A 25,348-nucleotide genomic window follows, 5' to 3' on the forward strand; every position below is an offset into this window, starting at 1 on the left:
GCACGGCCTCCAAGCACACCCCCTTTCGAGGCTGTCCCGACGATGTTGATCCTGCGCGGCGCTCCTGCCCTTTCTGCCTTTCGCCACGGTAAATTACTCGAGCAACTGAGCCAGAAGGTCCCCGCTGTTACTGGCCTGTATGCTGAATTCGCCCACTTCGCCGAAGTCGAAGGCGAGCTGGCCAGCGACGACCAGCAAGTCCTTGCCCGTCTGCTCAAGTACGGCCCCAGCGTTCCGGTTCAGGAGCCCACCGGGCGGCTGTTCCTGGTGCTGCCGCGTTTTGGCACCATCTCGCCCTGGTCGAGCAAGGCCAGCGATATCGCACACAACTGTGGCCTGACTCAGGTTCAGCGTCTGGAACGCGGCATTGCCTTTTATGTGTCTGGTGATTTCAGCGAGACTGAAGCCGAGCTGATCGGCGGTGTGCTGCACGACCGCATGACCCAGGTGGTGCTGTCCCGTCTGGAAGAGGCCGCCGGCCTGTTCCGTCATGCCGAACCCAAGCCGCTCACCGCCGTGGACATCCTGGGCGGCGGTCGTGCCGCGCTGGAAAAGGCCAACGTCGAGCTGGGCCTGGCCCTGGCCGAAGACGAAATCGACTATCTGGTCAGCAGCTTCCAGGGTCTGGCGCGCAACCCGCACGACATCGAACTGATGATGTTCGCCCAGGCCAACTCCGAGCACTGCCGCCACAAGATCTTCAACGCCAGTTGGGACATCGACGGTCAGAGCCAGGAAAAAAGCCTGTTCGGCATGATCAAGAACACCTACCAGATGCACAGCGAAGGCGTGCTCTCGGCGTACAAGGACAACGCTTCGGTCATCGTCGGCAGCGTGGCCGGGCGCTTCTTCCCCAACCCTGAAACCCGCCAGTACGGCGCGGTGCAGGAGCCGGTGCACATCCTGATGAAGGTGGAAACCCACAACCACCCTACGGCGATCGCGCCGTTTCCAGGTGCCTCCACCGGGTCTGGCGGCGAGATCCGCGACGAAGGTGCGACCGGCCGTGGCGCCAAGCCCAAGGCGGGTCTGACCGGTTTCACCGTGTCCAACCTGAACATTCCAGGCTTCGAGCAGCCGTGGGAAAAACCCTACGGCAAGCCCGAACGCATCGTCACCGCGCTGGACATCATGATCGACGGCCCCCTGGGCGGCGCGGCGTTCAACAACGAATTCGGTCGTCCGGCCCTGACCGGCTACTTCCGTACCTTCGAGCAAAGCATCGACACCCCCCATGGCGAAGAAGTGCGCGGCTATCACAAGCCGATCATGCTCGCCGGCGGCATGGGCAACATCCGTGAAGAACATGTGCAGAAAGGCGAGATCACCGTCGGTTCCAAGCTGATCGTGCTCGGTGGCCCGGCCATGCTCATCGGCCTGGGCGGCGGTGCCGCATCCTCCATGGCCACCGGCACCAGCTCGGCGGACCTTGACTTCGCGTCGGTGCAGCGCGAGAACCCGGAAATGGAGCGTCGTTGCCAGGAAGTCATCGACCGTTGCTGGCAGCTGGGCGACAAGAACCCCATCAGCTTCATCCACGACGTGGGCGCGGGCGGTCTGTCCAACGCGTTCCCCGAACTGGTCAACGACGGTGGCCGTGGCGGTCGCTTCGAGTTGCGCAACGTGCCCAACGACGAGCCGGGCATGGCCCCGCTGGAAATCTGGAGCAACGAATCCCAGGAACGCTACGTGCTGGCCGTTGACGCCGCCGATTTCGAGCGTTTCCAGGCCATCTGCGAACGCGAGCGTTGCCCGTTCGCCGTGGTCGGCGAGGCCACCGCCGAGCCGCAATTGACCGTCACCGACAGCCACTTCGGCAACAGCCCGGTCGACATGCCGCTCGAAGTGCTGCTGGGCAAGGCGCCACGCATGCACCGCAGTGCCGTGCGCGAGCAGGCGCTGGGTGACGACTTCGACCCGTCCCAGCTGGACCTGGCCGAATCCATCGAGCGCGTGCTGCATCACCCGGCCGTGGCCAGCAAGAGCTTCCTGATCACCATCGGCGACCGCACCATCACCGGCCTGGTGGCACGCGACCAGATGGTCGGCCCGTGGCAGGTACCGGTAGCCGACGTTGCCGTCACTGCCACCAGCTTCGACGTCTACAGCGGCGAAGCCATGGCCATGGGCGAGCGCACGCCGCTGGCATTGCTCGACGCCCCGGCCTCGGCACGCATGGCGGTCGGCGAAACCCTGACCAACATCGCCGCATCGAGCATCGCGAAAATCTCCGACATCAAGCTGTCGGCCAACTGGATGTCCGCGGCTGGCCATCCAGGTGAAGACGCGCGTCTGTACGACGCCGTGCAAGCGGTCGGCATGCAGTTGTGCCCGGCGCTGGGCATCACCATCCCGGTCGGCAAGGACTCCATGTCCATGAAGACCCAATGGAGCGAGGAGGGCACCGACAAGAGCGTGACCTCGCCGATGTCGCTGATCATCACCGGCTTCGCTCCGGTGGTCGACATCCGCAAGACCCTGACCCCGCAACTGCGCATGGACAAGGGCGAAACCGACCTCATCCTCATCGACCTGGGTCGTGGTCAGAACCGCATGGGCGCCTCGATCCTGGCTCAGGCGCATGGCAAGTTGGCCAACCAGGCGCCGGACGTCGACGATGCCGAAGACCTCAAGGCATTTCTTCGCCGTGATCCAGGGCCTCAACGCCGACGGCCACCTGCTGGCTTACCATGACCGTTCCGACGGTGGCCTGCTGGCCAGCGTGGTGGAAATGGCCTTCGCCGGTCATTGCGGGCTCAACCTGCAACTGGCCACCCTGGCGCATAGCCGCGAGGAAGTGGGCGCGGTGCTGTTCAACGAAGAACTGGGCGCGGTGATCCAGGTCCGTCAGGACGCCACGCCGATGATCCTGGCGCAGTTCAGCGCCGCAGGCCTGGGCAACGACTGCGTGGCCGTGATCGGCCAACCGATCAACAACGGTGCGGTGAACATCCGTTACCACGACGAGGTGCTGTTCAGCGGCGAGCGCCGTCTGCTGCAACGCCAGTGGGCCGAGACCAGCTACCAGATCCAGCGACTGCGCGACAACGCCGTCGGCGCCGATCAGGAATTCGATGCGCTGCTCGAAGAAGACAACCCAGGCCTGAGCTTCAACCTCAGCTACGACGTCAACGAAGACATCGCTGCGCCGTACATCAAGAAGGGTGTCCGCCCGCAGGTGGCGGTGCTGCGCGAGCAGGGCGTCAACGGTCAGGTCGAGATGGCCGCGGCCTTCGATCGCGCCGGCTTCAATGCCATCGACGTACACATGAGCGATATTCTTGCCGGTCGCGTCGACCTCAACGAGTTCAAGGGGCTGGTCGCCTGCGGCGGTTTCTCCTACGGTGACGTTCTGGGTGCCGGTGAGGGCTGGGCCAAGTCGGCACTGTTCAACGCCCGTGCCCGTGATGCATTCCAGCAGTACTTCGAGCGCAGCGATAGCTTCACGCTCGGTGTGTGCAACGGTTGCCAGATGATGTCCAACCTGCATGAACTGATTCCGGGCAGCGAGTTCTGGCCGCACTTCGTGCGCAACCGTTCCGAGCAGTTCGAAGCGCGCGTGGCCATGGTCCAGGTGCAGGAATCCAATTCGATCTTCCTGCAGGGCATGGCCGGTTCGCGCATGCCGATCGCCATCGCCCACGGTGAAGGCCACGCCGAGTTCGCCTCGGCCGATGCCTTGCTGCAGGCCGATGTGTCGGGCTGCGTAGCCCTGCGTTTCGTCGACAACCACGGCAAGGTCACCGAGCAGTACCCGGCCAACCCGAACGGCTCGCCGCGCGGGATCACCGGTCTGACCAGCCGTGACGGTCGCGTGACCATCATGATGCCGCACCCGGAGCGGGTCTTCCGCGCAGTGCAGAACTCCTGGAAGCCTGAGGAGTGGGACGAGGACGGTGCCTGGATGCGCATGTTCCGCAACGCCCGAGTCTGGGTCGACTGACGCGTGTTCAAACTGGCCTTCTTCGTTCCCGACAGCCATGTCGAGCTCGTCAAAAGCGCTGTATTCGCCGCCGGTGGCGGTCGCATCGGCGCCTACGACAACTGTTCGTGGCAGGTGATGGGGCAGGGCCAGTTTCGGCCGCTAGCGGGGAGCCAACCCTTTTGCGGGCAGGCGGACGTCGTGGAAAAGGTCGAGGAGTGGAAGGTCGAGCTGGTCGTGGCCGATTCACTCATTGCACAGGTGGTGCAAGCACTCAAGCTTGCCCACCCCTATGAAACGCCGGCCTATGAAGTGTGGCGGCTTCACGAGCTGTAAGCCGCCACCGTTCTTCAGCGCAGACGCATCTGGCCGTACACCCGCTTGACCAGATCGAGGTTGCCCTCGCGTACCTTCACCAGGTTATGGCTCTGCAGTTCGCTCACGCCCTGGGCGTGCTGAGCCTGATCCACCACACCTGCGACCTTCAGCGTCATGCCTTCGGTAGCCGACAAGGCGGAAGCCTTGGCGACGCCCTCTCGGTCAGTGCGCTTGAAGTCGAAACTGCCTTGCTCTATCGCGCTGCCTGCACCCGCCGAGCCGTAGGCTTGCAAGGCTTCGGTTGCCGCCTTGTTCCACTTGCCGGCCAACATGGCAGTCTCACTGGCCAGTGCGCCAGGCGTCGCCTCGGCGTCCAGTCGAGCCTGTCCGTCCACGTTCAGCACTTTCACATCGTCACGGCGGCTGGTAACCACCAGGTTGCCACCAACGCTGCCGGTGATCGTCTGTGCCTGGACTTCGGCGCCATCGAGTCGCAGCTGGCCGTGGGTATCGACCTGGACGGTATCGGCCACCAGTCTGGCGTTGCGATAGGTCTTGCTGTCTTCTTTGTATTGGGTGATCGCGAGCTGCGATTTGCCGGTTTCCGAACCGATGTCGAATGTCTTCACATCCGCCTGGGTGCGCTGGGTAGCCGCTTCCAGTTGAACGCCACCGTTGGTTGCCTGGAGCTGGATCCGGGCGGCATCGATTTCAGTGCCTTGCAAGGTGATGGCCTGGCTGTGACGCGCCAGTGCGCTCAACTTGACGTCGTTGGCAACTCGCCACTGCGAATGCACCTGGCGATAGCTGTCGCGCTCCGTCTGGCTCATCTGCAGGCCTTGATCGCTGTTCGCTACGTGATGCCCAGTGGCCGTCACCTTGTCGACGCCCGCCAGATTCAGCAATTTGCCGCCTGTGGAAATGTTCAACGTGTCGACCTTCTGCTCCTGAGAACCGATCTGTACGCCTGTCAGCACCACGTCACGTCCGGAAGACAGGCTGACCATGCCCGGTGTGTCCAGGCGCGCCACGACGGCCTGACGTTCGTTGACGGTACGCTGACCATCCACGGACTGCTTGTGATGGCTGGCCTGGTTCAGCGACAGTGCGCCGCCAGCGTTCACGGTGACAGGACCCTTCGCGCTGCTGAACGCCGTGCCTTCGTACTGGCCATTACCTTTGAGCTGGATGTCGATGCCGGCCACACCTGCAATCGTCCCCACCTTCGCCTGGCTCGTACCTTCGCCGAGTTTTTCTGCGGCGGCCTTGAGGTCGTGGTTCTGCGCGCTGATGCGGGTCACACCCGTGGTGCTCAGATAGGACGTTCCCACGTCGTTGATGTTGCCATCGACCGAGACATCGACCTCGCCGCCCTGATACCGGCTGACCATTGCCTGGTCTGCCGTGTTTCTTGCCGTGCTGGCGCGGATACGCAAGGTGCCGTCGGCAACCGCATCCACACCCTGGCTGCGCAGCGTGTGCGCGGTCAGGGCCATCCCGCCTTGAGTGCGCAGTTGCGCGTCGGCCATGTTGAGCTGTTGCGTGGCATTGATGTTCAGCTCACCGCTGCCTGCGTCGAGCCGTGCCTGTGGGGCGGGTTTGTCGGTGGTGGCGCGGCCTTGCAGATTGATGTCGCCTGCGGCTGAAAGGTCGATGCCTTTATTCGCTGTCATTCGGATGCCCGGCATCTTGATCCCGGCACCCTCGTGGGTGCTGACGATACGGATGCGCCCGTCGCTGTCCATGGCGCCGAGCAGGTTGGCATCGATGCGCTTGGGCATGCGCGTGCTGCTGACGACTTCGCTCTTGGCGTAATCGATGAGGTTGCTGCCGAGCACCAGGTCGACATCGCCGCCTGCACGGATCGATCCGTTACTGGTGATGCTTGGCGCTATCAGCGCAAGACTGCCTTCCAGGTTGCTCACGCCGTTCTTGTCCACCCGCAGTGCACCCTTGGCCGCTTGGGTGGCGAGCTGGTGCAGCTGGCCATCCTGCAGCGTGGGCGAACCGACCACGAAGGTGGCACGCGGCACATTGGCCAGGCTGGCGCCGTTGAGGGTGATGCCGTTCGGGTTGGCCAGCACATAGTCCGCCGCCGCGCCGAAGATCGCTTGCGGGCCATTGACGTTGGAGCGACTGTGGCCGACCACCTCGTTGAGAATGGTGCTGGCCGCCGTCCCGCCCAACTGTGGGTTGGCCTGCAACGCACCGGCCAGTTCGCTGTGTCCGGCGACCACGCTGTTGTTGAGCACTACACCCTCGGTACCGACGTTGTACTCGCTGTAGAAGTTGTGCGAGAGCCCCGTTTGGTTGGGTGCGACGATGTCGATCACCGGAACGGTCCGATCGGTGTGGATGGTCGGCGCTCCAGCGTGTCCATCCAAGGGTTCCAGGCCATCGGCCCAGGCGTACGAGCAGGGCACCAGCAAGGCGGCGGCGATGGCCAGCGGCAGCGAGCGTGGCGTCAGGTGGCGCGGGTGTTTCGTGTTGTGAGTCATCGAGGTCTTTCCTTAGGTCCTGGATTGGTCTGTGCATCGAGCGGTGGCCGATGCACAGGGGATTACCTTAGGAAGGGTGTACTTCGAGCGACAGGGGCACTGCGCGCAGTGCCCCGTAGGATGCGGCCCAAAGAATTGTCAGGCCGGGATGAGAGCTGCGGCCCCGTTCAGACAGGGCCGTGACGAAGCCTCAGAGCGAAAGTTTTTCCACTCCCCCTGTCAGGTGCTGGGTCCGGTTATGGCCGCCTGCGCGGAACAGCCCGGTGTCGATCTGCACCTCTTCGGGCTTGTCCTTCTGCAGATCGCTGTACAGGTTCTTGATCGCGCTCAGCGACGGGGTCCGCGCCAGCAGCGACACGGTCACCAGTCGGTCGCGCGAATCCAGGTCACTGGTCTGCAGACGGTCGTTGCTTGGCGTCACCTGATTGCCCGTCGTCTGCAGCTGCGCACCCTGCAACAGCGTTTCCTTGGCCACGTTCAGGCCTAGGCTGTCCCGGCCATTGAGTACCGTGCTCTGGGCCACGGTGTCCCGCAGTTCGCGGCGCAGTTCGAAGTCGAGTTTGGCCGAGACGGGGAACGAATAGGTCGCGTTCAGCTGCTCCAGGCGTTGTTTGGTCTTGTTGCCCCATTCGCCCGCCAGGCTCGCCAGTCCACCGATGGCCCCCCATGGATCTCCGCCCTTGCCGATTGCGGCCTCGGCCTTGACGGTGATGGCGTCGACATCGTCCTTCACGCTGATCGCCTGCAGGCTGCCTACCGAGCCGTTGATCTGATCGGCGTGCACCTGCGCACCGGCCAGCCGCAGTTCACCTGGGGTGTTGAAGTCGACCGTGTCCGCGGTCAACCGGGCGTTGGCGTAGGTACTGCTCTGCAGCTTGTCGTAGTCGAGCTTGAAGTCGGCAGCGAACTCGTTGAGCGAGTAGGTCTGCTTGTTACTCCCTGTTTGCCCCCCCAGGTTGAAACTGGCGGAAATCAGCTTGTTGTCGCGCTTGCTGAGCGACTGTGCTGCGTTGATATGAATACCCCCGTTGCTGGCGTCCAGCGCGATACGGCTGGCGTTGGCCTGCAAGCCCTCCAGCAATATCGCCGCGACGTGGTCGCTGCCTGCCGTCACGGTCAGGTCGTCACGTACATGCCACTGCGCACCGCGTTGCACGGTCGATTTTTCGTCGGTCTGGCCGATCTCGAACCCTGCACCGCCAGCCAGCGGCAAACCGCCTGTAGGCGTCTGCGCGCTGACCTTGAGCGAGCCGCTGCCGCCATAGACATTACCCTTGGCGCTGGCGCTATCGACGCTGGCAAGCACCACCACACTTTCCCCGGCATTGACCGACAGACTCTCGACAGGGGCTTGCTGCGAACCGATATCGGTACCCTGCATGATTATGTTGCCCTTGGCATTGAGCGTCACCGCACCCGAGGTGTCGATTCTGCCGCCGACACCGATGATCTGGGTGCTGTCCAGTTCGGTGTATTGCCCACTACCGGCGATGGCTCCGCCCGTTACCACCGGCACGGGTGCGACGATGCCGCTGAGCTGGGCAGCGCCGCGCCCGCGAGTACCGTCGTCGTGCTTGACGATACTGTTTCTGGCCTGGCGCAGTTGCAGGTTGCCACCGCTGTCGATCCGAATCGGCCCGTTCTCGCTGCTCATCAGTGTGCCCTCATACAAGCCATCGGTGCCCAGCTGAATGGCGATGCCCTTTTTGCCGACCAGGCTGCCGACCACAGCGGTGTCCACCGTCTTGTACTGCGCACTGCTGTAGCCACGCGCGCCGGCGCCCAAGGCCCAGTCGGCAATGGTCGAGGTTTCCAGGCGCGCGATGGCGTCCACCCCCAGCGCATCGATGGTGGTGCGAACGCTGTTACGGGCTGCGTCCAGGGTATGGCTGCCAGCGCTCAGGGCGATCGCTCCGACCGTGCTCTCGTACTGGGTTCCGACGTCATGCAGCTTGCCGGTGACCGCGATATCGATATCACCACCCTTGAACGCCGAGACGCGGGCAATATCGGTCATCGATTGGGTGCTGCGATCCAGGTAGTCCGCCTTGAGATTGATGCCCACGCTCCATGGCAGCAGGCCTTCTTCCAGGCCGTTGGAATACAGGCTGGTCTGATCGACGCCGGTCCACAGCTTTTGCACCTGGCGAGCGATGGCACCGTAGTCCAGCGAACTGCCTGCACTGAGCTTGATCTTGTTGTAATCCAGGGCCGTCTTGGTGATGTCGGTAACCGCCTGGTTGCGAACATTGTCGGCGCGCACCCGCAACAGCTGGCCGGCTTCCACATGCGCCGCTTGTGTTGTCAGGTTTTTTGCCGTCAGGTAGGCGTCTTTGCCTGCCTTGATGGTGCTGCGTGTGTGCACGCGCTCGCTGCGCCCATCGGTATCGGTCTGCAGCGCGAAAGCGGACCCCGAGCCGATGCGGTCGAGGCCTGCGGTGATCTCATAGCCCACGGTCCTTCCAGTCGCCTGGTTGCGGAAGCTGCGCAGCGCCTGCGTCGCCAGGATGCGAATGTCCTCGGCCGTGAGCATGGCGTCCTGCTCGGCCTCGACCGACGAGCCAACGATGGCCAAGGTCTTGCCCGCCTCGAGCGTGACGTTTTTGCCCTTCAGGCTGCTGCCTTTATGGGTGCTCAGTTTCGCCGTGTCCAGGGTCCACTGCTCGCGCGACCCGGCGCCTGCGTTCCACTGTCCCGACGCGCCTTGCGCCCCGTCCACCGGCTGTCCCGAGCCGGGTCCGGCAGCCTCGACGAAGACCGTCAGGTTCCAGTCCTTGCCTTTGAGTGTGGACTCGCTGCTCTGCTCACCGGCATCGACGGTCAACTGACCGTGACTCTTGATCTTCAGGTTGCCCCCGGCCGAAATGTTCGACCCTGTGATCCGGGTATCTTTCCGGCTCTCCAGAACCACTTCGCCACTGGCGTCGAGCGAGCTGCCCTGGTAGGTGTGTTGAGTGCGGTCATAGCTGCGGTCGGACGAGCTGAACAACGCAGAGTCCAGGCGGGCGTTTTCCAGGTGCTTGTACGCCTGTGCGCCTTTTACCGTGAGGTTTTCGGAACGGCTTTGCAGGCTGATGTCCTTGGCCTGGACCTGCGCGGCGACCAGCTCGACGCGATCGGCTTTGACCTCGACCTTGCCGGCGTTCGCCTTGAGCTGGCTGCCACGGTAGTCGGTCGTCTGCTCGCGGTCGTGCAGTTCAGTGCGCGTGCGCCGCACGATCACATGACCTTCGCGACTGTCCTGCACCACGTTGCCGCTCAACTCGACGGTACCGATCTCCACCGTGTCGGTGCCAGCCAGGTCGATATCGCCGCGGCTGGTCAAGTCGCTGCCGGTGACCTTGACGGTACGCCCCGCCAGTCTGACCGACTGACCTTCCAGGCGGCTGGACGCCGCGGTCTGCGTCTTCTGCACAGCGGTGCTGTCCTGGCGTTGCGCACCTTGGCGTTTATTGCTGACGGTCACGCGGTCCAGCGTTTCATCGACATTGGCAATCACGTCCAGCGCGTTGCCTGCGCGTACGGCAATGTCACCGCCGCTGTTGATGTGGGTGGCGGCGAGCTTGGCGTTGTTGCCTGCCGTCAGGGTCACATTGCGCGTTGCGTCCAGGCTGTTGGTCAGGTGTTGGTCCTGCTTCTTGTAGACCGTGGTGGTGGTCGCGCCCGCAGGCACGAAATACCAGCTGTTATCCACACCTGTTCTGACACTGGATTCGGTAGTGCGGGTCAAGGTGTCCAGCGTCAGGTTCGCCCCGGCATCGGCGGTGATCGATGCGCCGCGGGCGTTTACCGACGTGATGTTCAGATCCCCCGCCGAGCTGAGGCGAAGGTCGCCATCGCCGGCGTTCAACAGGCCCTGAGTGGGCAGGCCGTCGCGCTGAGCGGTGCTGGTGATGTGCAGATTGCCGCGCGACGCTACATCGATGCCTTGCCGCGCCTCGACTCGACTGACGCCCATGTTGATACCAGCACCTTCGCGTGTGCTCAGGATATTGATCCGGCTGGCATGCATGGCCCCGACCAACTGCGCGTCGGTCTTGAAGCTGTTCTGCTGGATGTTGCTGATTGCCAGGCTGTCGGCATCGACCCGGTGGCTGCCCAAGAGAATGTCGAGATTCTGCTGTGCGCTGATCTGACCTTGCTGGTCGATCCTCGGCGCGATCAGAGCCAGCGAACCGCCGTTCACCGTGACACCTGTACCGTTCACTCGCAGTGCCGCGCGTGGGTCGACCGTACCGCCCGTGTCGAATCCGGCGATACGGCCGTTCTCGACCTGCGGCCGACCCACCAGGAAGGTCGCCTGACGGTCCAGGCCCAGGTTCACCTGCGCACCGTTGAGGGAAATACCATTGGGGTTGGCCAATACGTAGTCGGCCGCCTGGCCGAAGATGAGCTGCTCGCCCTTGATCTCGGAGCGGTAACGGCTGGTCACCTCGTTGAGGATCGTGCTGGCGGCCCGGCCCCTGAACTGCGCGTTGGCCTGGACATCCTGGAACTGCCCAGCCACATGTGCCCGGCCGGACTGCAAGCTGTTGTTCAGCACCACGCCCGGTTGGCCGACGTTGTAGTGCACGTAGCGGTTGTGCGAGAGGCCTGCGGCATTGGGTGCGACGATGTCGATGACAGGCGCACGGTCCGGGCTGTTGATGATGACCGGCGCAGCGCCCGAATCGAGGTCCGACTGGAGAAGGGCGGCGTTGGCCATGTAGGGGGCCAGGACGATACTGGCAATCGCCAGGCGCAGGGTGTCGCGCTGAACAAAACGTGATGGTTTTTTCATGGGATGTTTACCTGTTGTCAGAGCTTGTATGGCAGAACCTGGGTTTCAGGGCGCAGGTGTCAGAAGACTTGCGAGAGCCCGATCGTCCAGAAACCTGGCTCCGGTGAAGTGCTGGTACGTCGATGCAAACCGCGTTGATAATCCAGCGTCAGCTGTCCATCGCCCCAACTCAGGGCCGCGCCGGTACTCAAGCCGACGGCGTGCTGGGTCTGGACCTCGTTGTAGGTGTGCTGGCCCCAACCCAGGTCCAGCCCGGCACGGGGCGTCAGATACAGGCCGGGAGCCAGCAGGTGGGAAGTGCTCAGGGTGTTGCGCAGCGTGGCGCCCTTGGATACCGGCTGGCTGTCCAGACGGTAACCGCGCACGTTGCTGCTGCCGGCCAGGCGCAGCTGTTCCAGGCTGGGCAGCGGATCCGGGCTGTACTGAAGATCGAGCTCGGTGTTCCAGGCCCAGCGTCGTTCGAGAACGTCGAACAGCGAACGGCGGGTAACCGTGCCCCGGTACTTTTCGAAATGCGCTTGGGGAGCGTCATGGCGCAGGGGCGTGCGATCACCTCCCAGCCAACCCTGTCCTCGGGAATAGCCCAGATAGCCGCTCCACACCGAATCACCCAGGTGCGTCACGTTCAGCCCTACGCTGGCGACGCTGAGCGTGGTGCGACCGTTGCGCACGGTAGTGCCGTCGAACAGCAGGTCGGCTCGGGTCTGGTCCAGGCGCAGGTCGGCGTTGAGCAGCGTCGTCTGGTTGCGCCACAGGCTTCGGTCCAGCTTGACCCCGTAGCTGTCCAGGCTTTGCGCCACGTTATGGCGATTGGGCAGCGGTGCGCGGGACTCGAAACGACTCGCCGAAGCGCTCAGGGTCCAACGCCCGTAGGGGATTTCGTAGAACATCCCGCCTTGGCGACTGAATCCCGGACCACCGTCCAGGCTGTGGGCATAGCTGGCCGCCAGCGAATCGTTGAGGTGCAACGGGTTGTCCAGGCTCAGGCTCAATTGCGCCTGGTGACGCCCGGAGCTGTCGCTGCCTCGGTTGTTCAGGCCGGTGCCCAGCGCCCAGGATTTGCTTGCGTCCTGTGGACGCAGAATGATCCGCGTGCCGCCTACCTGCTCGCCGGGTGCGATGTCCAGGGTCAGGTCGACCGAGCGCAATCGGTTGAGCTGGTCCAGACCACTTTCCACATCGGTGAGCTTGAGCGGGCGACCGATCATTCCGGGGAATGCACTGCCCAGCGCCAGATCGGTACTGCCATCGGCGATTTCGATCGACTCGATGAAGCCTTCGAGCATGGCAATGACCAGCTCTCCATCTGCTTGGGGCAATCGAAGGACATAGGGTCTGGCGGCGATGTAGCCGGCCTTCACATAGGCACTGGTCAGCGCAAGGAGCATCTGGTTGATGTCGTTGACGCCGATGCAAGGCGAAACCCAAGGCTGCAGCACGGCCTGCAGTGCAGCGGTATCCAGCAGTTGGTTGTCCTGCACGTGCACGCCGGAGACCGGCCAGCACTCGGTGTCGTGCTCGACCCGCTGCGCGGCGGCAGGCGCCTGCAACTCTGCATCTTTATTGAGGGTTTCCAGCCGCTGCGCCCGTTCGTTGGCCTCACGCTCCAGACGCTGGCTGTCGAACTGACGCAGGATCTGCTCGTTCAGTCGTGGCACGTCTGTTTCCGCCAGCGCCAGGGCAGGTCCCAACAGCAACATGGATAACAGGCAGTCTTTGCGGAAAATCGTCATTGCAGCCCAGCCCCAGTCGTCGACCAATCAGTAGAGGGCCACTCTAAGAGGGAGGACTTCCCTGGGAACGGGTAGGGGAGAGGGGGTATTGGTAGGAAGAATCTGACAGACAGTAGGAAAGCGAGGATTAGAAAAAGGAACCAGTCGTAGGATGGTTCCTATGGTGTCTGAAGGACCGCTACGATCGCGTCAGTGCAGAGGGCGTTCGGTTCAAGGCCTGATCTCGATCATCGTGCCGTCCTTGACCAGGCTCCACACTTCACGCATGTCGTCGTTTTTCATGGCGATGCAGCCATCGGTCCAGTCCAGCGTGGCGAAGTACCATTCCGGATACTCCGCGTCGATCGGGGTGCCGTGGATCATGATCATACTGCCCGGTGCGACGCCCTCGCGGCGGGCCCGGGCCGCGTCGCTGATGTTGGGGTAGGAAACGTGCATGGCCAGGTTGAAGCGGTCACTGACCTTGCGCCAGTCGAGCCAGTAGAAACCCTCGGGGGTGCGCTTGTCTCCCTCGCGCTCCTTGGCTCCGTTGGGCTGCTTGCCCAGAGAGATACGATAGCTCTTGAGCGGCTCGCCGTCGCTGATCAACTGCAACTGGCGGCTGGTCTTGAGCACCAGCACCTTATCGATCGGGTCCACGCCCAGGCGCTTGCCCGGTTTCGCCGCAACGCCGATCTGGTCAACCGGCTTGCGTTCCACGGTAACGGTGAAGGCCGCCTGGGCGCTTACGGTCAAGCACAGGCAGAACAGGGCGATCAGGCAGCGCATCGATGGGGTATTCCTGCAATGAACACGCACCGTAGGGGCCGGTGCGTCGGGTCAGGTCTGAGGCGGCCGCGCGAGCAGGGGCCCCAGGCACTCGTTGCGGACCGGATAGTTGTGCTCCAGCGCGGTCGGCGAAAAAGTATTCTAAGGTACGCCCGACGGTGGGGAAAGCGAGCTCCGCCCAAGGGATCTGATTTTGCGCGAACAATCCCACTTCCAGGCTTTCCTCACCCACGGCAAATACAGGCTCGGACATTTCGGCGCGGTAGAACACCTGCACCTGGCTGATGTGCGGCAGATCGAAAACGGTGTACAGCGCAAGGTCGGTCACCTGGGCGCAGGCTTCTTCCATGGTTTCGCGGCTGGCGGCCTGTTGCAGGGTTTCGCCGTTTTCCATGAAGCCTGCCGGCAGGGTCCAGAAACCGCGGCGCGGCTCGATGGCCCGCCGGCACAACAACACCTGCCCCTGCCATACGGCAATGCAGCCTGCCACCACCTTGGGATTCTGGTAATGAACGAGGTGGCAATGTCCGCAGACGAATCGGGGACGTGTGTCGCCGGTAGGAATGCGCAGGGTCACCGGGTTGCCGCAATGGCTGCAGAAATTCATGCTGAGATCCTTGATGGCTGCCGCTATCTTGGCCGTACTGTCCGAGGGCCGCAAGCCCGCGGCATGGCAAATCGGGCTTGGGCTGCCAGCGGCTTTTGGTGCATCATGCCAGCAGGCCACGGATCGAGAAACGCCATGCTGGACGAGCTACTGCGCCGAGTGAGCAACCACACCCCACGCACGCTGGAAACCGACAGCCGTTTTCCCGAAGCGGCGGTGCTGCTGCCCATCACTCGCAGCGACGAGCCCGAACTGGTCCTGACGCTGCGTGCCTCGGGGCTCTCCACCCACGGCGGCGAGGTGGCCTTTCCCGGCGGCCGGCGCGACCCGCAGGACCCGGACCTGGTGTTCACCGCCCTGCGTGAGGCCGAAGAGGAAATCGGTCTGCCGCCGGGGCTGGTGGAAGTGATCGGTCCGCTCAGCCCGCTGGTCTCCAAGCACGGGCTCAAGGTCACGCCTTTTGTCGGGATCATTCCCGACTACGTCGAATACCAGCCAAACGATGCCGAAATCGCTGCCGTGTTCTCCGTGCCGCTGGAGTTCTTCCGCCAGGATCCGCGCGAACACACCCACCGCATCGATTACCAGGGGCGCAGCTGGTATGTGCCCAGCTACCGCTTCGGCGAATACAAGATCTGGGGATTGTCGGCGATCATGATCGTCGAGCTGGTCAACCTGATGTATGACGCCCGGATCAGCCTGCACCGGCCTCCCGAGCACTACACCGCCATCTGAGCGTCGTTCGGCCAGGTGCCGTGCCGACCGCTGCTGCGTCGAGGACATCACATGAAATACCGTCTGGGCGACTCTCGCGTCGAAACCCATCCCGACAGCTGGACCGCACCCAATGCCACCCTGATCGGCAAGGTGCGGCTGCAGGCCGGCGCCAGCGTGTGGTTCGGCGCCGTGCTGCGCGGCGACAACGAACTGATCGACATCGGCGAGCACAGCAACGTCCAGGACGGCACCGTGATGCACACCGACGCCGGCGTGCCGCTGACCATCGGTCGCGGCGTCACCATTGGCCACAATGCCATGCTGCATGGGTGCACCGTGGACGACTTCAGCCTGATCGGGATCAACGCGGTCATCCTCAACGGCGCCAGGATCGGCAAGCATTGCATCATCGGCGCCAACTCGCTGATCGCCGAAGGCAAGGAAATTCCCGATGGATCGCTGGTCATGGGGTCACCGGGCAAGGTCGTGCGCGAACTGACCGAAGCCCAGAAGCGCATGCTCGAAGCCAGCGCCGCGCACTACGTCCACAATGCCCAGCGCTACGCGCGCGAACTGATCGAGCAGGATTCATGAATCCTCTACCCAAACCGGTCAAGTCGCCTTGCATCAGTGTGTGTGCACTGGACGAGGACGATGTGTGCACAGGCTGCCAGCGTACCGCAGTCGAAATCACCCAGTGGGGGCGCATGAATGACGATCAGCGTCGCGACGTGCTGCGTCTGGCTCATCAGCGCGCCGTGGCCCAGGGCCTGATGTTGCCAGGCGTTTAGTCGAGCACCTGCCCTCGGGCGGCGAGACTGGCGCGCGCAACGCCGTGTTGGGTTAAAATGCCCGCCCCTGTCGGGCAGGCGTGCGTGCTGCCCCTCGATCCAGACGCTTCCCTGAGGACCTGAAATGACCCGTATCGGAACCCCCCTGTCGCCGACCGCGACCCGCGTATTGCTGTGTGGCTGCGGCGAGTTGGGCAAGGAAGTGGTGATCGAGCTGCAGCGCCTGGGCGTCGAAGTCATTGCCGTGGATCGCTACGCCGATGCGCCCGCCATGCAGGTTGCCCATCGCAGCCACGTCATCAACATGCTCGACGGCGCGGCCTTGCGCTCGGTCATCGAAGCGGAAAAGCCGCATTACATCGTGCCCGAGATCGAGGCCATCGCCACGGCCACTCTGGTGGAGCTGGAGTCCGAGGGTTTCACCGTGGTCCCGACCGCGCGTGCGGCCCAGCTGACCATGAACCGCGAGGGCATCCGGCGTCTGGCTGCCGAAGAGCTGGACCTGCCGACCTCGCCGTATCATTTTGCCGACACCTTCGAGGACTACGAGCGCGCCGTGCAGGACCTCGGTTTCCCCTGCGTGGTCAAGCCGGTCATGAGTTCCTCGGGCAAGGGCCAGAGCCTGTTGCGCACGTCCGCCGACGTCCAGGCGGCCTGGGAGTATGCCCAGGAAGGCGGGCGCGCCGGCAAGGGCCGGGTGATCATCGAGGGCTTCATCGACTTCGACTACGAGATCACCCTGCTGACCGTGCGCCACGTGGGCGGCACGACGTTCTGCGCGCCGGTCGGCCATCGCCAGGAGAAGGGCGACTATCAGGAGTCCTGGCAGCCCCAGGCGATGAGCCCGGTGGCCCTGGCCGAATCGGAGCGTGTGGCTCGCGCGGTGACCGAAGCCCTGGGTGGGCGTGGTCTGTTCGGCGTCGAGCTGTTCATCAAGGGCGATCAGGTCTGGTTCAGCGAAGTTTCGCCACGTCCGCATGACACCGGTCTGGTCACGTTGATTTCCCAAGGACCTTTCCCAGTTCGCCCTGCATGCCCGTGCCATTCTCGGCCTGCCGATCCCGCTGGTTCGTCAGTTCGGGCCGTCGGCCTCGGCGGTGATTCTGGTCGAGGGCAATTCTCGCCAGACCGCCTTCGACAACCTCGGTGCGGCACTGGCCGAACCGGATACGGCGCTGCGTCTGTTCGGCAAGCCGGAGGTCAATGGGCAACGGCGCATGGGCGTGGCCCTGGCCCGCGACGAATCGATCGAAGCGGCCCGGGCGAAGGCCACACGTGCCTCGCAGGCGGTCAAGGTCGAGCTGTAAGGGGCAGGTTGGCTGGCGCCTGCCGAAGGGAGGCGCCGGTCAAGCAAGAATGCAGCGCTCGCGTCACGCCGCAGGCAAGCTGCTTGCGTGCCAGATCAGCACCCGCGACGCGCGGTTTTCCTCGGTTTCGAGAATCTCCATCCGGTAGCGACCGATCTTCAGGCACACGGCGCTGGCCGGGATGCTTTCCAGCGCCTCGGTCACCAGACCGTTGAGGGTCTTGGGGCCGTCACTGGGCAGGTGCCAGCCCAGGCTCTTGTTGATGTCGCGGATGGAGGCCTGGCCCTCGACCACGAAGCGGCCGTCCAGCTGCGGGTGGATATGGGGGTTGGCCAGGGCGTCGTCATCTTCGAACTCGCCGACGATCTCTTCCAGAATGTCTTCCAGGGTGACGATGCCCTGCACCTCGCCGTACTCGTCGACGACGATGCCCAGCCGCCGCTGCTGTTTGTGGAAGTTGAGCAACTGCATCTGCAGGGGCGTGCTTTCCGGTACGAAATAGGCTTCGTAGCAGGCAGCCAGCAAGGCTTCGATGGTCAACTCGCGTTGAGGCAGCAAGTGGCTGATCTGGCGGGTGTTGAGCACGCGCTCGACATGGTTGATGTCATTGTGGAAAACCGGCAGGCGGGTGTGCCGGCTGATCATCAGCTGGTCGATGATCTCGTCCAGCGAGTCTTCCAGATTGATCCCGTCGATCTCGTTGCGCGGCACCAGAATGTCGTTGACCGTGATCTTGTCCAGGGCATGAATGCTGTTGGCCAGGTGCGGCTTGTTGCTCCGCGCCTCGGCAGCCAATTCATCGAGCACGCTGCGGGGCTGGGCAGGTTCCTGCCGGGGGCCCTGATTCGGGTCCTTGCGGGCGAAGGGTACGACCAGCAGGCGCGCAGCGCCGTCCAGCAACCACGCCAGCGGCCAGACCAGCTTGAGCAGCGGTGCCAGCAGCGCATTGGCCATGCCGATGAACGGCCGCGGGTAGCGCTGGGCAAGATGACGTGGCAGGTAGTCGGCCAGCACCAGCAGCGTGATTGCAGTGCCCAGGCCCCCCAGCCAGGCGCCATGAGCGCCTCGCAGATAGATGCCCAGCGTGACGCCCAGGGTCACGGCCAGGGCGCGGACCAGGGTGCTCAGCAGTATCAGGCTGGGCACGGGCGCCTGGAGCACTGGCCGATCGCCGTTGCGCCCGGTAGGACGCTGAGCGGCGAGTGTGTGCACCGCCGCGTCCACTGCACACAGCAGCGCGGCGAGGAGAATGGCCAGCGCCAGCGCGCCGAGCATCGGCCCTAGGGGCAGAGTGTCCATGGGTGACCTGTCAGATGTGCAGAATGTATTCGCGAACCAGCTTGCTGCCGAAATAGGCCAGCATCAGCAGGCAGAACCCGGCCAGCGTCCAGCGAATCGCCTTGTGCCCGCGCCAGCCCAGGCGATTGCGCCCCCACAGCAGGACGCTGAAGACGATCCAGGCCAGGCACGCCAGCAGGGTCTTGTGGACCAGGTGCTGCGCGAACAGGTTCTCGACGAACACCCAGCCTGAAATCAGCGACAGCGACAGCAATCCCCAGCCAGCCCAGATGAAGCCGAACAGCAGGCTTTCCATGGTCTGCAGCGGCGGAAAGTTCTTGATCAGTCCGGCGGGGTGCTTGTTTTTGAGTTGGTGATCCTGCAGCAACAGCAGCAGCGACTGGAACACGGCGATGGTGAACATGCCGTACGCGAGGATGGACAGCAGGATGTGCGTAAGGATGCCAGGCTCTTCGTGGATCAGCGGCGCGGTTCCGCCAGGCACGAACTGCGCGATCAGGATGGTGGCCAGGCCCAGGGGGAACAGCAGCACCAGCAGGTTTTCCACGGGAATCTGACTGGTCGCCAGCAGGGTCAGGGCGATCACCGCCACGGCGATCAGGCTGGCGGCGCTGAAGAAGTCCAGGCTCAGCCCCAGCGGTGTCAGCAGTTGCGAGAACAACGCGCAGCCATGAGCGATGACGGCCAGGAAGCCGAACAGGTAGAGCAGGCGCTTGTCAGCCTTGCTGCCCTGGCCAATGCGGGTCGCCTGATAGGCAGTCGCAGCGGCGTACAGGCAGGCGGCGGCGAGGGTGGGTAATAGACTGGGTGACAAGGGGAGCATAGGTCCTGTGGAGCACAAGCCGGAAAGTGCCTGAGTTTGGCATCAAATGCCCGCCGACGAAAGACTGCATACCGCGCAGTGTCCGTGGCACCCACTCTTGGTTATAATCGCCGGCCTGCTATTGCCGCCACAACCTCGGCTCAACCAGAGCCAGAAAGGATCGCGACATGTTTGAAAACCTTACAGACCGCCTCTCGCAGACGCTTCGCCACGTTACCGGCAAAGCCAAGCTGACCGAGGACAATATCAAAGACACCCTGCGCGAAGTGCGCATGGCGTTGCTCGAAGCCGACGTCGCCCTGCCGGTGGTGAAGGACTTCGTCAACAAGGTCAAGGAGCGTGCGGTCGGCACCGAGGTTTCGCGCAGCCTGACCCCGGGCCAGGCATTCGTGAAGATCGTCCAGGCCGAGCTCGTCGAAATGATGGGCGCCGCCAACGAGGAACTGAGCCTGGCGGTGACCCCGCCGGCGGTCATCCTGATGGCCGGTCTGCAGGGCGCGGGCAAGACCACTACCGCCGGCAAGCTGGCGCGCTTCCTCAAGGAGCGCAAGAAGAAGACCGTGATGGTGGTGTCGGCCGACGTCTACCGTCCGGCGGCCATCAAGCAGCTGGAGACCCTGGCCAGCGATATCGGCGTGACCTTCTTCCCGTCCGACATCAGCCAGAAACCGGTGGACATCGCCCACGCCGCGATCCGCGAGGCCAAGCTCAAGTTCATAGACGTGGTCATTCTCGACACCGCCGGCCGTCTGCACATCGACGCCGAGATGATGGGCGAGATCCAGCAACTGCACGCGGCCGTCAAGCCGGCTGAAACGCTGTTCGTGGTCGACGCCATGACCGGTCAGGACGCGGCCAACACGGCCAAGGCCTTCGGCGATGCGCTGCCGCTCACCGGCGTGATCCTCACCAAGGTCGACGGCGACGCCCGTGGCGGTGCCGCGCTGTCGGTGCGTGCCATCACCGGCAAGCCGATCAAGTTCATCGGTATGGGCGAGAAGAGCGAAGCGCTCGAGCCGTTCCACCCCGACCGGATCGCCTCGCGCATCCTGGGTATGGGCGACGTGCTCAGCCTGATCGAGCAGGCCGAACAGACGCTGGACAAGGACAAGGCCGACAAGCTCGCCAAGAAGCTGAAGAAGGGCAAGGGCTTCGACCTCGAAGACTTCCGTGACCAGCTCGTGCAGATGAAGACCATGGGCGGCCTCGGTGGCCTGATGGACAAACTGCCCAGCATCGGCGGCGTCAATCTCTCGCAGATGGGCAACGCCCAGAACGTGGCCGAGAAGCAGTTCAAGCAGATGGAAGCCATCATCAACTCCATGACCCCGGCCGAGCGCCGCGACCCGGACGTGATCAGCGGTTCGCGCAAGCGTCGCATCGCCATGGGTTCCGGCACCCAGGTGCAGGACATCGGTCGCTTGATCAAGCAGCACAAGCAGATGCAGAAGATGATGAAGAAGTTTTCCACCAAGGGTGGCATGGCCAAAATGATGCGCGGCATGGGCGGCATGCTGCCCGGCGGCGGTGGCGGCATGCCCAAGATGTAACGCATTCCGTCGGCACGAGAGCCCTGCGGGAGTCTGCTCCCACACGTCCACTCCCCGTGCCGATGAATACCCTGGCCATATGGCCAAACTCCGTTGCTTGCAACGGCTTATAGGCAAATCCACGCTGCAAGCCCCGACCTATCGGAAAAAGGCATTTGCAAATGTCCGTGTATTCCTTGAGAATATGCGGCCTTTCGGGCACCCGTGTGCCCGCTGTGCATTATGATTTGCAGCACCGACTACAGGAACGATGTTCAATGCTAACCATCCGTCTTGCCCGTGGCGGCTCCAAAAAGCGCCCGTTTTACCAACTGACCGTAACCGATTCGCGCAACCCGCGTGACGGTTCCCACAAAGAGCACGTGGGTTTCTTCAACCCTGTTGCCCGTGGTCAGGAAATCCGTCTGTCCGTGAACCAAGAGCGCGTCAACCACTGGTTGAGCGTGGGTGCACAGCCTTCTGAGCGCGTTGCTCAGTTGCTGAAGGAAGCTGCCAAGGCCGCGGCCTGAGCAATATGAACGCGACGCCAGATTCCGCTGATGACTTGATCGTCGTCGGCAAGATTTTCTCGGTACACGGCGTTCGCGGCGAGGTGAAGGTCTTTTCCTTTACCGATCCGATAGAAAACCTGCTCGACTACAAGACCTGGACGCTCAAGCGCGATGGGGTTGTCGTCAAACAGGTAGAGCTGGTCAGCGGCCGATCCACACAAAAGGATCTGGTTGCCAAGTTGAAAGGCCTGGATGATCGCGACGAAGCCCGTCTTCTGTCCGGTTACGAGATTTGCATCTCGCGCAGCCTTTTGCCCGACCTGGCCGAAGATGATTACTACTGGTATCAGCTTCAGGGCCTGAAGGTCATCGATCTGCAGGAGCAACTGCTCGGCACCATCGATCACCTGTTGGAGACCGGCGCCAACGATGTAATGGTGGTGAAGCCCTGCGCGGGCAGCCTGGATGATCGTGAACGCCTGTTGCCCTATACGGCGCAATGCGTGTTGAAGGTCGACCTGGCCGCTGGCGAGATGAGGGTGGATTGGGACGCGGACTTCTAGGCGATGGCAACCCTTCGCGTTGAAGTGATCACCCTGTTCCCCGAGATGTTCTCGGCCATCAGTGAGTACGGCATTACCAGCCGCGCGGTGAAACAGGGGTTGTTGCAACTGACCTGCTGGAACCCGCGGGACTACACCACGGACCGTCACCACACAGTGGATGACCGGCCCTTCGGCGGTGGTCCGGGAATGGTGATGAAGATCAAGCCTCTGGAAGACGCGTTGGTTCAGGCCAAGGCAGCAGCAGGGGAAGCGGCGAAGGTGATCTACCTCTCGCCCCAGGGCCGACCGCTGGTACAGGGCGCCGTGAAACAACTGGCGACTTCCGAATCCCTGATTCTGATCGCCGGGCGGTATGAAGGCATCGACGAGCGTTTCATTGAAGCTCATGTCGATGAAGAGTGGTCTGTTGGCGACTATGTGCTGTCGGGCGGTGAATTGCCCGCCATGGTCCTGATCGATGCGGTTACACGACTGCTGCCCGGAGCTTTGGGGCATGCGGACTCCGCGGAGGAAGACTCCTTCACGGACGGTCTGCTGGATTGCCCGCACTACACCCGACCGGAGGTGTATGCGGATCAGCGTGTTCCCGACGTATTGCTTAGCGGCAATCATGCACACATCCGGCGCTGGCGTTTGCAGCAGTCCCTTGGGCGGACCTACGAACGACGTGCCGATCTTCTGGAAAGACGCTCGCTTTCTGGAGAAGAGAACAAGCTGCTGGCGGAGTATCTCCGCGAGCGGAACGATAGTTAACGTATCGATGGCAATTCAGACGATTTGCCTTAGGAGCACAGCATGACCAACAAAATCATTCTGCAACTCGAAGCCGAGCAGATGAGCAAAGAAATCCCTCCCTTTGCCCCGGGCGACACCATCGTCGTTCAGGTGAAAGTGAAGGAAGGTGATCGTTCCCGTCTGCAGGCGTTCGAAGGCGTTGTCATCGCCAAGCGCAACCGCGGCGTGAACAGTGCTTTCACCGTTCGTAAAATCTCCAACGGTGTAGGTGTAGAGCGTACTTTCCAGACCTACAGCCCGCAGATCGACAGCATGGCCGTGAAACGTCGTGGTGACGTGCGTAAAGCCAAGCTGTACTACCTGCGCGACCTGTCTGGTAAAGCAGCACGTATCAAGGAAAAACTGTCCTGAGTACAGTTTGTCTCTGATGCAGGAAAAGGCAGCCTTCGGGCTGCCTTTTTTGTGGGTGAAGGTTTGTGGGCGAGTGTCGGCAGGTGAGTGTTCAATGGCGATGTTCATGTGGGAGCGGGCTCTGCCCGCGAAGGCGTCGCCCTGACTCTGCGCCCTGTTATCATCCTCGGATTCCCACAACCCTACGATCTCGATGCCAGCCCTAGACCACCCCCTGATCGACCAATTCCTCGACGCCCTGTGGCTGGAGAAAGGCCTCTCCGAAAACAGTCGCGACGCCTATCGCAGTGACCTTGCCCTGTTCAACGGCTGGCTGCAGGAGCGCGGCATCGCGCTGGAGGCGGCTGGCCGCGAGGTGCTGCTCGATCACCTGGCCTGGCGGGTCGAGCAGGGCTACAAGGCGCGCTCCACGGCGCGGCTGCTGTCGGGTGCGCGTGGTTTCTACCGTTACCTGCTGCGCGAGAAACTGATCGGCAGCGATCCGACCTTGCAGATCGATATGCCGCAACTGGGCAAGCCGTTACCCAAATCATTGTCCGAAGCCGACGTCGAGGCGCTGCTCAAGGCGCCGGACCTGAGCGAGCCGATCGGCCAGCGTGACCGCGCCATGCTCGAGGTGCTGTATGCCTGCGGCCTGCGGGTGACCGAATTGATCAGCCTGACGCTGGATCAGGTCAATCTGCGCCAGGGCGTGTTGCGCGTGGTGGGCAAGGGCAACAAGGAGCGCCTGGTGCCCATGGGCGAGGAAGCCGTGGTCTGGGTCGAGCGCTACCTGCACGACGGGCGCCAGGAGCTGCTCGGCGGCAGGCCCAGTGATGTGGTGTTTCCCAGCCAGCGTGGCGAGCAGATGACCCGGCAGACCTTCTGGCATCGCATCAAGCACCAGGCTCAGGTCGCCGGCATCGCCAAGTCGTTGTCGCCGCACACGCTGCGCCATGCGTTCGCCACCCATCTGCTCAACCATGGCGCGGATCTGCGCGTGGTGCAGATGCTGCTCGGCCACAGCGATCTGTCGACCACCCAGATCTACACCCACGTGGCGCGCGCGCGTCTGCAGGACCTGCATGCCAAACATCATCCGCGCGGATGAAATCGGACGATTCGGTACTGTGTCGAGCGTTGTCCGCAGTCGGTCTTGCCCAATGAATGTGGTAGGCTTGCCCGGTTTATGCAGCGGGCCGTGACGAGCTGATCGTCCACTGCCCCTCAAGTCCGTCGCTCCAGGAGTTCCCATGCGCGTGACCCGTCTTTTCGCCGCCGCAGCCCTTGCGTTGGCCAGCACTTTTGCCGTGGCCGACCCGGCTGCGGAGCAAGCGATTCGCAAGACCCTGCAGACCCTGCAACTGGAAGTACCCATCGAAAGCGTGGGCGCGAGCCCGCTCAATGGCCTGTACGAGGTCAAGCTCAAGGGCGGTCGCGTGCTGTATGCCAGCGCCGACGGCCAGTTCGTCATGCAGGGCTACCTGTTCCAGATCCAGAACGGCAAGCCGGTCAACCTGACCGAGAAGACCGAACGGCTGGCCATCGCCAAGACCATCAACGCCATTCCGGTCGCCGATACCGTGGTGTACCCGGCGGTGGGCGAAACCAAATCGCACATTACCGTATTCACCGACACCACCTGCCCGTACTGCCACAAGCTGCACGCCGAAGTCCCCGAGCTGAACCGCATGGGTGTCGAGGTCCGCTACGTGGCGTTCCCGCGCCAGGGTCTGAAATCGGCCGGTGACGAACAACTGCAGGCCGTCTGGTGCTCCAAGGACCGCAAGGCGGCCATGGACAAGATGGTCTCGGGCGATACCATCAAGGCACCGTCGTGCGTCAATCCGGTTGCCAAGCAGTTCGAGCTGGGCCAGTCGATCGGTGTCAGCGGCACGCCAGCCATCGTGCTGGAAAACGGGCAGGTCATCCCTGGCTACCAGCCGGCTGCGAACGTGGCCAAGCTGGCGCTCGACGCGAAAGGCTGAGCGGCACTCGCACGTCATCAATAGCCGCGGGCTTAGGGCCTGCGGCCAGTATCACGACCGTCATC

Annotated in this window: 16 protein-coding genes and 4 pseudogenes; 13 read left to right on the plus strand and 7 right to left on the minus strand. The window is 63.2% G+C overall.

What is annotated here, in order from left to right; genetic code table 11:
* Window positions 1–42: 42 nt before the first annotated feature.
* A pseudogene (purL, locus tag ABMD26_RS15870) lies at window positions 43–3,943 on the plus strand (phosphoribosylformylglycinamidine synthase).
* A 3-nt stretch (window positions 3,944–3,946) separates the two neighbouring features.
* Window positions 3,947–4,258, plus strand: coding sequence for a YqfO family protein (locus tag ABMD26_RS15875; protein ID WP_134723637.1), 312 nt, complete (start codon window positions 3,947–3,949; stop codon window positions 4,256–4,258).
* Window positions 4,259–4,272: 14 nt separating this feature from the next.
* On the opposite strand, the gene ABMD26_RS15880 is transcribed toward ABMD26_RS15875, so the two are convergent.
* The 5 genes and pseudogenes from ABMD26_RS15880 to ABMD26_RS15900 all read right to left on the minus strand — a co-directional run bounded on the left by ABMD26_RS15880 (window position 4,273) and on the right by ABMD26_RS15900 (window position 14,626).
* The gene (locus ABMD26_RS15880) at window positions 4,273–6,738 is read right to left on the minus strand and encodes a two-partner secretion domain-containing protein (RefSeq protein ID WP_354310632.1); all 2,466 of its coding nucleotides are present in this window, start codon (window positions 6,736–6,738) and stop codon (window positions 4,273–4,275) included.
* A gap of 190 nt (window positions 6,739–6,928) precedes the next feature.
* On the minus strand, window positions 6,929–11,518 hold the full coding sequence (locus tag ABMD26_RS15885) for a hemagglutinin repeat-containing protein (RefSeq protein WP_354310634.1): 4,590 nt from the start codon (window positions 11,516–11,518) through the stop codon (window positions 6,929–6,931).
* Between the two features lie 59 nt (window positions 11,519–11,577).
* Window positions 11,578–13,218, minus strand: a complete 1,641-nt coding sequence (locus ABMD26_RS15890; RefSeq protein WP_354310636.1) for a ShlB/FhaC/HecB family hemolysin secretion/activation protein — start codon at window positions 13,216–13,218, stop codon at window positions 11,578–11,580.
* Between the two features lie 243 nt (window positions 13,219–13,461).
* Window positions 13,462–13,881: pseudogene (locus ABMD26_RS15895) on the minus strand (L,D-transpeptidase family protein); the annotation flags it as partial.
* Window positions 13,882–14,070: 189 nt separating this feature from the next.
* Window positions 14,071–14,626: pseudogene (locus ABMD26_RS15900) on the minus strand (NUDIX hydrolase).
* Window positions 14,627–14,761: 135 nt separating this feature from the next.
* On the opposite strand from ABMD26_RS15900, the gene ABMD26_RS15905 reads away from it, so the two are divergent.
* From ABMD26_RS15905 to purT, 4 genes and pseudogenes are all read left to right on the plus strand, one after another.
* Window positions 14,762–15,361, plus strand: a complete 600-nt coding sequence (locus tag ABMD26_RS15905; protein WP_134723631.1) for a CoA pyrophosphatase — start codon at window positions 14,762–14,764, stop codon at window positions 15,359–15,361.
* Between the two features lie 51 nt (window positions 15,362–15,412).
* Window positions 15,413–15,937: a gamma carbonic anhydrase family protein gene (locus tag ABMD26_RS15910; RefSeq protein WP_090360123.1), complete on the plus strand. Its 525-nt coding sequence runs from the start codon at window positions 15,413–15,415 to the stop codon at window positions 15,935–15,937.
* Window positions 15,934–16,134, plus strand: a complete 201-nt coding sequence (locus ABMD26_RS15915; protein ID WP_090360119.1) for a DUF1289 domain-containing protein — start codon at window positions 15,934–15,936, stop codon at window positions 16,132–16,134. The genes ABMD26_RS15910 and ABMD26_RS15915 overlap by 4 nt, the downstream gene beginning before the upstream one ends.
* Window positions 16,135–16,258: 124 nt before the next feature.
* A pseudogene (purT, locus tag ABMD26_RS15920) lies at window positions 16,259–17,441 on the plus strand (formate-dependent phosphoribosylglycinamide formyltransferase).
* A gap of 63 nt (window positions 17,442–17,504) precedes the next feature.
* Here the strand turns inward: purT and ABMD26_RS15925 are convergent.
* Both ABMD26_RS15925 and ABMD26_RS15930 read right to left on the minus strand, forming a co-directional pair.
* Entirely contained in the window at window positions 17,505–18,740 is a 1,236-nt protein-coding gene (locus ABMD26_RS15925; protein WP_354310641.1) for a transporter associated domain-containing protein, read from the minus strand.
* Between the two features lie 10 nt (window positions 18,741–18,750).
* Window positions 18,751–19,563 (minus strand): cytochrome C assembly family protein, encoded by an 813-nt coding sequence (locus ABMD26_RS15930; protein WP_122742487.1) that lies wholly within the window; start codon window positions 19,561–19,563, stop codon window positions 18,751–18,753.
* A 167-nt stretch (window positions 19,564–19,730) separates the two neighbouring features.
* Between ABMD26_RS15930 and ffh the strand changes: the two genes are divergently transcribed.
* The 7 genes from ffh (at window position 19,731) to ABMD26_RS15965 (ending at window position 25,283) form a co-directional block, all read left to right on the plus strand.
* Window positions 19,731–21,113 (plus strand): signal recognition particle protein, encoded by a 1,383-nt coding sequence (ffh, locus tag ABMD26_RS15935; RefSeq protein ID WP_043193032.1) that lies wholly within the window; start codon window positions 19,731–19,733, stop codon window positions 21,111–21,113.
* Window positions 21,114–21,370: 257 nt separating this feature from the next.
* Window positions 21,371–21,622, plus strand: coding sequence for a 30S ribosomal protein S16 (gene rpsP, locus ABMD26_RS15940; protein WP_008366201.1), 252 nt, complete (start codon window positions 21,371–21,373; stop codon window positions 21,620–21,622).
* A 5-nt stretch (window positions 21,623–21,627) separates the two neighbouring features.
* Window positions 21,628–22,167, plus strand: coding sequence for a ribosome maturation factor RimM (rimM, locus tag ABMD26_RS15945; RefSeq protein ID WP_090360108.1), 540 nt, complete (start codon window positions 21,628–21,630; stop codon window positions 22,165–22,167).
* A gap of 3 nt (window positions 22,168–22,170) precedes the next feature.
* Window positions 22,171–22,923 carry a tRNA (guanosine(37)-N1)-methyltransferase TrmD gene (gene trmD / locus ABMD26_RS15950; protein WP_049861275.1) on the plus strand — a complete coding sequence of 251 codons (753 nt, stop codon included), beginning with the start codon at window positions 22,171–22,173 and terminating at the stop codon, window positions 22,921–22,923.
* 42 nt (window positions 22,924–22,965) lie between these two features.
* Window positions 22,966–23,316 (plus strand): 50S ribosomal protein L19, encoded by a 351-nt coding sequence (gene rplS / locus ABMD26_RS15955; protein ID WP_049861276.1) that lies wholly within the window; start codon window positions 22,966–22,968, stop codon window positions 23,314–23,316.
* Between the two features lie 193 nt (window positions 23,317–23,509).
* Window positions 23,510–24,406: a site-specific tyrosine recombinase XerD gene (gene xerD / locus ABMD26_RS15960; protein ID WP_354310646.1), complete on the plus strand. Its 897-nt coding sequence runs from the start codon at window positions 23,510–23,512 to the stop codon at window positions 24,404–24,406.
* A gap of 142 nt (window positions 24,407–24,548) precedes the next feature.
* Window positions 24,549–25,283, plus strand: coding sequence for a DsbC family protein (locus ABMD26_RS15965; protein WP_043193042.1), 735 nt, complete (start codon window positions 24,549–24,551; stop codon window positions 25,281–25,283).
* The last annotated feature ends 65 nt before the right edge of the window (window positions 25,284–25,348 follow it).

It is taken from the genome of Pseudomonas sp. PvP001, assembly GCF_040546375.1.
GTDB classification, from domain to species: domain Bacteria; phylum Pseudomonadota; class Gammaproteobacteria; order Pseudomonadales; family Pseudomonadaceae; genus Aquipseudomonas; species Aquipseudomonas coleopterorum.

Coding starts and splice junctions, on each gene's coding strand:
- ABMD26_RS15965 (WP_043193042.1), top strand. CDS start 24,549: ATGCGCGTGACCCGTCTTTTCGCCGCCGCAGCCCTTGCGTTGGCCAGC.
- ABMD26_RS15915 (WP_090360119.1), top strand. CDS start 15,934: ATGAATCCTCTACCCAAACCGGTCAAGTCGCCTTGCATCAGTGTGTGT.
- ABMD26_RS15885 (WP_354310634.1), bottom strand. CDS start 11,518: ATGAAAAAACCATCACGTTTTGTTCAGCGCGACACCCTGCGCCTGGCG.
- rpsP (WP_008366201.1), top strand. CDS start 21,371: ATGCTAACCATCCGTCTTGCCCGTGGCGGCTCCAAAAAGCGCCCGTTT.
- ffh (WP_043193032.1), top strand. CDS start 19,731: ATGTTTGAAAACCTTACAGACCGCCTCTCGCAGACGCTTCGCCACGTT.
- ABMD26_RS15880 (WP_354310632.1), bottom strand. CDS start 6,738: ATGACTCACAACACGAAACACCCGCGCCACCTGACGCCACGCTCGCTG.
- rplS (WP_049861276.1), top strand. CDS start 22,966: ATGACCAACAAAATCATTCTGCAACTCGAAGCCGAGCAGATGAGCAAA.
- trmD (WP_049861275.1), top strand. CDS start 22,171: ATGGCAACCCTTCGCGTTGAAGTGATCACCCTGTTCCCCGAGATGTTC.
- ABMD26_RS15930 (WP_122742487.1), bottom strand. CDS start 19,563: ATGCTCCCCTTGTCACCCAGTCTATTACCCACCCTCGCCGCCGCCTGC.
- ABMD26_RS15910 (WP_090360123.1), top strand. CDS start 15,413: ATGAAATACCGTCTGGGCGACTCTCGCGTCGAAACCCATCCCGACAGC.
- xerD (WP_354310646.1), top strand. CDS start 23,510: ATGCCAGCCCTAGACCACCCCCTGATCGACCAATTCCTCGACGCCCTG.
- rimM (WP_090360108.1), top strand. CDS start 21,628: ATGAACGCGACGCCAGATTCCGCTGATGACTTGATCGTCGTCGGCAAG.
- ABMD26_RS15905 (WP_134723631.1), top strand. CDS start 14,762: ATGCTGGACGAGCTACTGCGCCGAGTGAGCAACCACACCCCACGCACG.
- ABMD26_RS15925 (WP_354310641.1), bottom strand. CDS start 18,740: ATGGACACTCTGCCCCTAGGGCCGATGCTCGGCGCGCTGGCGCTGGCC.
- ABMD26_RS15890 (WP_354310636.1), bottom strand. CDS start 13,218: ATGTTGCTGTTGGGACCTGCCCTGGCGCTGGCGGAAACAGACGTGCCA.